5 protein-coding genes are annotated in these 7,118 nt (G+C 61.3%); 2 read left to right on the forward strand and 3 right to left on the reverse strand.

What is annotated here, in order from left to right:
• Nucleotides 1-12 precede the first annotated feature (12 nt).
• Entirely contained in the window at nucleotides 13-2,004 is a 1,992-nt protein-coding gene (gene acs / locus FJ404_12480) for an acetate--CoA ligase (protein MBM3823681.1), read from the reverse strand.
• Nucleotides 2,005-2,253: 249 nt separating this feature from the next.
• On the reverse strand, nucleotides 2,254-3,270 hold the full coding sequence (hemB, locus tag FJ404_12485; GenBank protein MBM3823682.1) for a porphobilinogen synthase: 1,017 nt from the start codon (nucleotides 3,268-3,270) through the stop codon (nucleotides 2,254-2,256).
• A 403-nt stretch (nucleotides 3,271-3,673) separates the two neighbouring features.
• Here hemB and FJ404_12490 point away from each other — a divergent pair, with 403 nt between their 5' ends.
• Nucleotides 3,674-4,738, forward strand: coding sequence for a glycosyltransferase family 9 protein (locus FJ404_12490; protein ID MBM3823683.1), 1,065 nt, complete (start codon nucleotides 3,674-3,676; stop codon nucleotides 4,736-4,738).
• Between the two features lie 175 nt (nucleotides 4,739-4,913).
• On the opposite strand, the gene FJ404_12495 is transcribed toward FJ404_12490, so the two are convergent.
• Nucleotides 4,914-6,314 carry a class I SAM-dependent methyltransferase gene (locus tag FJ404_12495; protein ID MBM3823684.1) on the reverse strand — a complete coding sequence of 467 codons (1,401 nt, stop codon included), beginning with the start codon at nucleotides 6,312-6,314 and terminating at the stop codon, nucleotides 4,914-4,916.
• Here FJ404_12495 and FJ404_12500 point away from each other — a divergent pair.
• The coding region (locus tag FJ404_12500; protein ID MBM3823685.1) for a VCBS repeat-containing protein at nucleotides 6,075-7,118 on the forward strand (1,044 nt) is incomplete at its 3' end. The two genes, FJ404_12495 and FJ404_12500, sit on opposite strands and share 240 nt — an antisense overlap.

Genomic DNA, 7,118 nt, shown 5'->3' on the forward strand with positions numbered 1-7,118 from the left:
GATTCCACCCACCTACTCGTCGGTCTGGCTCAATTTGGCGAGCACGCTAAAATCCTCGAGGGTGGTGGTGTCGCCCTTGATCTCGGCGCCGGAGGCGATTTGCTTGAGCAATCGCCGCATGATTTTTCCTGATCGCGTCTTGGGCAGCATTTCGGCGAAGCGAATGTCGTCGGGCTTTGCCACCGGCCCAATCTCCTTGCCGACGTGTTCGCGCAATTCCTTTTGCAACTCGGGCGAGGCCTTGACGCCGGTCTTGAGCGTGACGAACGCTACCAGGGCCTGGCCTTTGAGGCTGTCCGGACGCCCCACCACCGCGGCCTCGGCCACTTTCAAATGGCTCACGAGAGCGCTTTCGACTTCCGCCGTGCCAATGCGATGCCCCGCGACGTTGAGCACGTCATCGATGCGCCCCACGATCCAAAAATAGCCGTCCTTGTCCTGCCGGCAGCCGTCCCCGGTGAAATAGCTGCCGGGGACCTCCTTCCAATACACTTCTTTGTAACGCTGCGGATCGCCCCAAAGGCCTCGGAGCATGCTCGGCCACGGTTTGCGGATCACCAACTTGCCGCCGGAGCCTTTCGGCACCGCGCGGCCTTGATCATCGACCACCTCGGGCAGGATCCCGAAGAAGGGCAACGTGGCGGTGCCTGGCTTGGTGGGCGTGACGCCCGGCAGAGGCGTGATCATGATGGCGCCGGTTTCCGTCTGCCACCAGGTATCGACGATGGGGCAACGTTTGCCGCCGATCACCTCATGATACCAAATCCAGGCCTCGGGATTGATGGGCTCTCCCACCGTCCCCAGCAGGCGCAGCGACGAAAGATCATGTTTCTTCGGCCAGGATTCCCCCCATTTCATGAAGGCGCGGATCGCGGTGGGCGCCGTATAAAGGATGGTGACCCCGTATTTCGCCACAATGCGCCAAAAACGATCTGGCTCGGGATGATTGGGCGCACCCTCGTACATCAGGCTGGTGGCGCCGTTGGCCAGGGGTCCGTAGACGACATAACTGTGCCCCGTCACCCAACCCACATCGGCGGTGCACCAGTACACATCGGTTTCCTTGAGATCGAAAACGTACTTCGAGGTCAGTTTGGCTCCCAACAGATAACCCGCCGTCGTATGCAGGATACCCTTGGGCTTTCCAGTGGAACCGCTGGTGTAAAGAATGAACAACGGCGATTCGCTGTCCATGGCCGCCGGGGCACAAACCGAGGAAGCCCTGCCGCACTCCTCATGCCACCAAACATCAACACCCTCCTTCATCGGGACGTCGTGGCCTGTGCGTTTCAACACGATGACCCTTTCGATGGTGGCGGCCAGACGCTTTCCCGCCGCATCCACCAGATTCAACGCGTCGTCCACGTTCTTCTTCAAGGGAACGATCGCGCCGCGGCGAAAGCCGCCGTCCGAGGTAATCACCAGCTTCGCCTGGGAATCCTGGATGCGATCCGCCACGGACTGCGCGCTGAAGCCGCCAAACACCACCGAGTGCACCGCACCGATCCTCGCGCAAGCCAGCATGGCAATCGCCGCCTCCGGAACCATGGGCAGGTAGATGATGACGCGGTCGCCTTTGCGAAGGCCTGAGTTCTTCAACACATTGGCGAAATTGCAGACTTCGCGGTGCAGTTGCCGGTAGGTGAGCACTCGTTCTTCACCCGGCTTGCCCGGTCCGGCCGGTTCGCCTTCCCAAATGATCGCCGCGCGATTGGCCACCGGCGTGCCCACATGCTTGTCCAGGCAATTGGCGGAAAGATTGAGCTTCCCTCCAACGAACCACTGGCAGGATGGCGTCTTCCAACGCAGCACTTGCTTCCATGGCTTGATCCAGACGAGTTCCTCCTTCGCCTGCTTGGCCCAAAAAGTTTCCGGGGAGCGGATGGACTCCGCGTAAAGCTTTCGATACTGCGCCATGGACGAAAGGCGGGCCTGCTTTGAAAACTCCTTGGAAGGCGGGAAAACCCTCTCTTCATGAAGCATGGACGTGATGTTTTCGCTCATAAGTGAGTGGACAAGTTGAACGGGCTCCAATCTTCGCTGCCTGCACCAAGCCGCGTCAATCCCGCCGTTGTTTGCCCGGTTGCTCCCCGTGTATCCCGATGTTGTTGGTAGGGCGGGCCTGTCCCAGCCCGCCGCCCACGGGATGCAAAACATCATGCTCCGGCGGCGCGCCGGGACGGACGCGCCCTACCTGCATCACCGGCAACATCGGGATGCACCGGGTTGCTCCGCTTCCGGCCTCCGGAACCATCACGCCAGCGTGGTGGCGATTTCTTTCGCAAAATAGGTGAGGATGAGGTCGGCCCCCGCGCGCTTGATGCCAAGCACGGATTCATCGCGTGCGGCAGCATAGTCCAGCCAGCCCAAGTTCGCGGCCGCATGGATTTGCGCATACTCCCCCGAGACCTGATAAGCCGCAATCGGCAGCCGGGTTTGCTCACGCAGTTCACGAACAATGTCCAAATAGGGTCCCGCCGGTTTGACCATCAAAATGTCCGCACCTTCACCGGCATCGAGCAACGCATCCCGGATCGCCTCCCGCCGGTTGGCGGGATTCAATTGGTAGGAACGCTTGTCGAGATAGGTCTGACCGGCTGCTTGCCGGCTGCCCACCGCGTCGCGAAAGGGGCCATAGTAGGCGGAGGCAAACTTGGCGGAATACGCCAGAATGCCAACACGCTGAAAACCCGCGGCATCCAAAGAGCGCCGAATGGCCGCCACCCGTCCGTCCATCATGTCCGACGGCGCCACCCAATCCGCCCCGGCCCGTGCCTCCACGACAGCCTGGCGGCAAAGCGCTTCCACGGTTCGATCGTTGTCGACCTCACCCTCCGAGTCCAGCAAGCCATCATGGCCATGGCTGGTGTAAGGATCCAAGGCCACGTCCGTAATCACCAAAAGTCCCGGCAAAGCCTTCTTTATGGCGGTCACGGCGCGAGGAATTAACCCGCGCGGCGAAAAACCCTCGGTACCCCCGGGATTCTTCAACGACGGATCGAGGCATGGAAATACAGCCACGGCGCGGATGCCGAGGCCCGAAAGCACCCGGCATTCCTCAACCAGGCGGCGAATCGAAAATCGGGCGACACCCGGCATGGACTTGACCGGCGTTTCCTCACGGTCCAAATCATGCACGAAGAGGGGCGCGATCAGATCCTCGGAACGGAGGAAAGTCTCCTGGACGAGGTCGCGGACGGCCTGATGGCGGCGCAGACGGCGCGGTCGAAGGGGCAGATCCATGGCAGGGGCTCGTCGTGTGGCAGGCATGGATCGAATCATCGTAATTCGGCTCGCCGGAACAAGCGGAATTTGCGCGGTGGCCAAGTGGATCAAGGCCGTCCGGACCAGTGGACCGCCAAGACGGACTCCGCCCGAAGGCGCTCGAACCGGGACCACGAGCCGCACCCTGAAACGTGGCGTTAGCGCGGACCTCGGGCTCGAGTTCATCAGCCGTTCTCATTTTGCCTGGAACAAGGTAGGGCGCGCACTCCGCTGCGCGCCGCTTTTGGAAAGAGCCGGTCTCGGCGCGCAGCGGAGTGCGCGCCCTACCCGTCAAAATGAGAACGGCTGCGTGTTCACGGCCACGCCTTGCCTCCATCCAGTGCGCTTGGCAGCATCACGCAGTGTCCGGGCACGGCATAACCTTTTCGAGTCCGATCGTGTGTGAACGATGCGGGCTTGGCCCGGTGTCCCGGTCTCCAACCACTTGATGCGCCTCCTTTTCATCAAACCGAAACACATTGGGGATGCGCTCCTTCTGACGCCCACCCTGGCCGCTGCAAAAGCGACTTATCCCGAGGCCCAAATTTGGGTGGTGGTTCGACGGGGAACCGAAGGCATTCTCGCCGGTTCACCTCACATCGATCGTTTGTTGACTACCGCCGCCCCGGAATCCGACCGGCGATCACGCTGGGATTTTCTCAAAGACTTGTCCTTGTTGGGGGAGATTCGGCGTCAATCCTTCGATTTCGCTTTTGAGCTCTCCCATGGAGATCGCGGGAGACTGCTCGCGGCCTGGAGCGGAGCGCACTTTCGTTGCGCGAGTGATGGCGTCTATCGGCTTCCCCGATTCTGGCGGCCCTGGTTCAATAAGATTTCAACGCGTGATTGGAGCCGCGAACATCAGGTGGAAGCCTCGTTCCACGTGGTGCGCGAGTTCCTTCCGCTCCAGATCGATTCCCCCCCGCCGCTGGTGTTCTCCAAAGACCGGACCGTCCCTTGCGACCTCGGCCTGAGGGCGGGCCGTTACGCGGTCCTGCATCCCGGCACGCGTTGGAAACGCAAGCGCTGGCCGACGGAGCATTGGGTGGTGTTGGGCCAAAAGCTCAGGCAAGAACTGGACTCCATCGTCATCAGTTCCGGCCCGGATCCAAGCGAAATGGAATTTTGCGCTGCGCTCGCCCAGTCCATCGGCCCTGGAGTCCTCTGCACGGGAGGGCGGCTCTCCTGGGCTCAGTTGGCGGGACTGCTCTATGAGGCTCGATTGTTCGTGGGCGTGGACACGGCGGCGATGCATTTGGCAGCGGCATGCCAAGCTCCGACCGTGGCCTTGTTCGGCCCTTCCCTGATCGAGCAGTGGCATCCGTGGCGCGTTGCCTACCGGCTCTTGAAGTCCAATCCATCCCAAATGAATTCTGACAAAAACACCATGATCGACATCACTCCTCAGGCCGCGCTCACGGCGTGCGGGGAACTCATGTCTGCTCACGCCTTTTCCCCGGGGAATGGCCATTGATCCGCATCAACTTTCGGCAGGTGTTTGACGCTCGAGCTTGGGCGTATCTCGACGCTGCTGAATGGCCGTTTCCAGCAAAAGAACTCCGCCGGGGCGGGGTGCGGAACGGTGAGTAACTTGAGCATCAAGTTAGTCGGGAGGTTCACCTGTCCATGCGGGCGGCCACGAGCTGAGCTCAGGATTTCTGAAACCACGCGTAGGTGCCTTGCTGACGCCAGCGTTTCCAGGGGGTCACCCAATTGCGATTGAATTGACGGGGCAGATTCCAGAGTTGACCGGCGCCCATCCACTTCAACCAGGGCAGGCGCACCGGTGTCAGTCCGCAAAGCTGCCCGAGCTTGCGCAGTGAGGACCCTGAAAACAAATTGACATGTTCCAAGGGCGCGAGGGCATCCAAGGTCCGGGCTTCGAGAATCCCGTTGTCCCCGCTCGCTTGGGCCCGCTTCAAACGGGCTGGAAGCCCGGATTGATCGGGTGTGCTCAGTTTCAAATAAGCGCCGGGCTTCAGTCGGCCGGCCAGCCTTCCCACCACGCCAAGGGGATCGCTCAAATGCTCGGCGACTTGATCGACGTTGATGAAGTCGAATTCCAATCCGGCCAAATCCTCCTGGGTGACGATTTTGATCCCGCGCCGGGAGCAAAAGTCCGCCGCGGCTCGATTCACCTCCACCGCATAAACGTCGCAACCGTGAGCCAACGCCATGCTCGCCCACTTGCCCCAATTACACCCGAAATCGAGCACCCGCGGGGAAGGCGCCGGACATAATTGGCGCAGGACCAAAATCTCCTCGGTCATATGGGCGAACCAATGCAGCTTTTGACGTTCGATCTGTTCGCGGAAAACCTCATCCCCCGTCGGCGGCGAATACCAATCCGCCAACTCGCCGTCCTCCATCACCCACGTTTGGAAGTGAAATCCGCCCAGCGGGCTTTCCCGTATTTCGTAAGGTTTCCTTGCGAGCCATCGCTTTTCGGCGCCGCGAGTCATGGATCGAAACTCTGGCAGGTCGTAAGGCCTTGAAAAGACGACCGGGGCTGCCTGGCCGGTCAGTGGACATTGCAATCGCTGAATCATGTGCGGCCGCGCCATGCCTTTTCGCGTGCGTGAGCCGGGGGCATTCTCGCGGAGGGTTCGCGGCCTTGGCAAGCGCGTCTCCCGCGAGGGGGACTGTCCATCCACCGGCTTTTGCAGTGCGCCATGGCGCGTGGGCAAACACTGGGGCTGCTTCGAGCAGACGTTGGCGGAGCCATCCCCGGTCCACCTCGATCTCCTCTCCATGAATCCGGCCCAAGCGAAACCGTTGCATTGCCGTGGGCTTAACGTCAGGATGCGGGCATGCAATCCCCGCGCGTTTTCTGCTGTTCCTTCACCGCGCTCATGCTGAGTTCGGTCGTTTTTCCCGTGCTTGCCGCAACGCCTCCCGAGCCCCGATTCGAAGCGGTCGAGATCGACACCCAGATCGAAATCGGCTACGGCCTCGCCCTCGCCGACGTGGATGGCGACGGCAAGACGGATGTCCTTCTCGCCGACAAGTCCCGCTTTGTCTGGTACCAGAACCCCTCCTGGAAGAGACATATCCTCACCGACAAGCTCACGGAAAAGGACCATGTCTGCATCGCCGCCGCGGACATTGACGGCGACGGTCGAGCCGAAATTGCGGTGGGCGCGGAGTGGAATCCCGGGGACACCCAAAACAGCGGCGCCGTCTTTTATCTCGTGCCGCCCGCGGACCGGACCCAGAAATGGACTCCCGTCAAATTGCCCCACGAACCGACGGTGCATCGCATGCGGTGGATTCGCAGCAGGCAGGGAGGCTACGAATTGTTGATGGCGCCCTTGCACGGGCGTGACAATCGCAACGGCCAGGGCACGGCGGTACGATTGCTCACTTACCGCCGCGCCGGTTCGCCCGAGAAGGCGGAAAACTGGAAGGTCGAACCTATCCTGACCATGCAACACATCACTCATAATTTTCATCCCGTGCAATGGGATCAGGATCCGGAACACGAGTTCGTCCTGGCGGGAAAACAGGGTGTGTTCCTCTTCGATTCGGCCAAGGGATGGCATGGCCATCCCATCGCCGGTGGAGGCCTGGACGGTCCGGATGCGCCCGGCGCCGGCGAAGTGCGTGACGGGAAGCTCCCAGGTGGACGGCGCTACCTCGCAACCGTCGAGCCATGGCATGGGAACAGCGCGGTGATCTATGCCGAGAACAAAGCCACCGACCGATGGGAACGCCGTGTGGTCGATGGGACCATTGTGGACGGCCATGCGGTGGCTTGTGGCGACGTGCTCGGTCTGGGTCATGATCAGTTGGTGGTCGGCTGGCGCGCCATGAACCGGCCCGGGGTGAAGGTTGGCATCCGCCTCTACTCCCCG

It is taken from the genome of Verrucomicrobiota bacterium, assembly GCA_016871495.1.
Classification (GTDB): domain Bacteria; phylum Verrucomicrobiota; class Verrucomicrobiia; order Limisphaerales; family VHDF01; genus VHDF01.

What these genes read in the sequence shown, in the direction of transcription:
- FJ404_12495 (MBM3823684.1), bottom strand. Translation starts at nt 6,314, where the DNA reads ATGTCTCTTCCAGGAGGGGTTCTGGTACCAGACAAAGCGGGACTTGTC.
- acs (MBM3823681.1), bottom strand. Translation starts at nt 2,004, where the DNA reads ATGAGCGAAAACATCACGTCCATGCTTCATGAAGAGAGGGTTTTCCCG.
- hemB (MBM3823682.1), bottom strand. Translation starts at nt 3,270, where the DNA reads ATGCCTGCCACACGACGAGCCCCTGCCATGGATCTGCCCCTTCGACCG.
- FJ404_12490 (MBM3823683.1), top strand. Translation starts at nt 3,674, where the DNA reads ATGCGGGCTTGGCCCGGTGTCCCGGTCTCCAACCACTTGATGCGCCTC.